Annotated in this window: 2 protein-coding genes and 1 pseudogene; 2 read left to right on the top strand and 1 reads right to left on the bottom strand. The window is 67.5% G+C overall.

Features of this window, described 5'->3' with window-relative positions; translation table 11 throughout:
* Together V7050_RS20560 and V7050_RS20555 are read left to right on the top strand one after the other, a co-directional pair.
* On the top strand, positions 1-544 hold a 544-nt coding region (locus V7050_RS20560), incomplete at its 5' end, for a zinc-binding dehydrogenase (RefSeq protein ID WP_324411219.1).
* A 3-nt stretch (positions 545-547) separates the two neighbouring features.
* Positions 548-754, top strand: a pseudogene (locus V7050_RS20555) (DUF779 domain-containing protein); the annotation flags it as partial.
* Positions 755-927: 173 nt separating this feature from the next.
* Here the strand turns inward: V7050_RS20555 and V7050_RS20550 are convergent.
* A partial coding sequence (locus tag V7050_RS20550; RefSeq protein WP_324411217.1) for a recombinase family protein occupies positions 928-2,204 on the bottom strand: 1,277 nt, incomplete at its 5' end.

The following is a 2,204-nucleotide window of genomic DNA, read 5'->3' as shown; positions in this document are numbered from 1 at the left end:
GACTGACACCAAGCCCGGCGACTGGGTGGCGATCTCGGGCATCGGCGGGCTCGGCCACATGGCGGTGCAATACGCCAAGGCGATGGGGCTGAACGTGGCCGCCGTCGACATCGACGACGCCAAGCTGGACCTCGCCCGCCGGCTCGGCGCAACGGTGACGGTCAACGCCCTGAACGACGACCCGGCCACGGTGATCAAGCGCGAGACCGGCGGCGGCGCCCGGGGCGTTCTGGTCACGGCGGTCAGCCGCAAGGCTTTCGAGCAGGCGATCGGCATGGTCGGCCGCGGCGGCACAGTCGCGTTGAACGGCCTGCCGCCAGGCGACTTCCCGCTCGACATCTTCGGCATGGTTCTGAACGGGATCACCGTGCGCGGCTCGATCGTCGGCACCCGGCTCGACCTGCAGGAGTCGCTCGACTTCGCTGGCGACGGCAAAGTTAAGGCGACCGTGGCGTCCGCTAAGCTCGAGGACATCAACGCGATCTTCGAACGGATGCACAAGGGGCAGATCGAGGGCCGCGTCGTCCTCGACCTGACCGCCTGAGCCATGGCCAGAGCAGCCGCCGGCAAGGTGAGCGCCACTCCGGCGGCGCTCGCGCTCCTCGCCGAAATCGTCGCCGACCACGGGCCGGTGATCTTTCATCAATCCGGCGGCTGCTGCGACGGCTCCTCGCCGATGTGCTACCCAGAAGGTGAGTTCGCGGTCGGCGATCACGACGTGCTTCTCGGTCACATCGGCGGCGTGCCAGTGTACATCAGCGGCCCGCAGTATGCAGCCTGGAAGCACACCGATCTGATCATAGATGTGGTCGGGCCTTCGCGGCTGAGCAGCGCCCTCTGGCAACTGCATCTCCTTCCGCCCGCCGCGCTTCATGACGCGGAACGGGACGTGGAGCGTCACGGTCTCGGGGATTTGAGCGGCACGGGTCACGCGGCAGCCTCGATTTCCCCGGTCAGCATCTCGCGGGCGAGGCCGCCGAGCCCGTCGATCCGAAGCCGGACGTTCAGCCCGTCCGTGCCGATATCGACACGCTCGACCAGCAGAGTGACGATGCGCGCCTGCTCTGCGGGGAAGAGTTCGTCCCACAGCGGGTCGAGCTGCTGCAGCGCCGCGCAGGCGTCGGCTTCGGTGGTGTCGTTGGCATGGGCGCGCGCTGCCTTCCACGTCCCTGCAACGATCTCGGGCTGGCGGAACACGGCGCGCAGCTGGTCGATGACGGCGGCTTCGATCTCGCCAGCGGGCACGCGGCCCACGGGGCAAGACCCGGCGCCGTGCTTCAGCACCGTCTGGCTGACATAGTAGCGGTAGAGCCTGTCGCCCTTGCGGGTATGCGTCGGTGAGAACGCGGCGCCATCGGGCCCGAACAATAGCCCCTTCAGCAGCGCGGGCGTGTCGGCGCGTGTGCGGGCGGCGCGCTTTCGGGGGCTCTCCTGCAGGATCGCATGGACACGGTCCCACGTCTCGCGGTCAATGATCCCGTCGTGCTCGCCGGGGTAGCTCTCGCCCTTGTGCACCGCCTCGCCGATATAGGCGCGGTTGCTCAGCATTCGGTAGATGTATTTCTTGTCGATCCGGTTGCCGCGCGGCGTGCGGATGCCGCGTGCGCCGACCTCTCGCGCCAGCTCCGTGCAGGATCCGATCTCGAGAGAGAGGGCGAAGATCCAGCGCACATGCGCGGCGGCTTCTTTGTCGACCACCAGCTTCCGGTTCTCGACGCGATATCCGTAGGGCGGGACGCCGCCCATCCACATGCCCTTCTTGCGGCTAGCGGCGACCTTGTCGCGGATGCGCTCGGCGGTGACCTCCCTCTCGAACTGGGCGAAGGAGAGCAGGATGTTCAGCGTCAGCCGCCCCATGGAGGTGGTGGTGTTGAAGGACTGGGTCACCGAGACGAAGGTCACGCCGTTCCGGTCGAACACCTCGACCAGCTTGGCGAAGTCGGCCAGCGACCGGCTGAGACGGTCGATCTTGTAGACCACGACGACATCGACCAGCCCGTCCTCGATGTCCTCCAGCAACCGCTGCAGGCCCGGTCGCTCCAGCGTGCCGCCGGAGATGCCGCCGTCATCATACTGATCGCGGACCAGCACCCAGCCCTCGGACCGCTGGCTGGCGATGTAGGCTTCGCAAGCCTCCCGCTGGGCATGCAGGCTGTTGAACTCCTGCTCCAGCCCTTCCTCGGAGGACTTCCGGGTGTAGACCG

It is taken from the genome of Amaricoccus sp. (assembly GCF_036846665.1).
Lineage (GTDB): Bacteria > Pseudomonadota > Alphaproteobacteria > Rhodobacterales > Rhodobacteraceae > Amaricoccus.
This window is presented reverse-complemented; position numbering and strand designations above follow the sequence as displayed.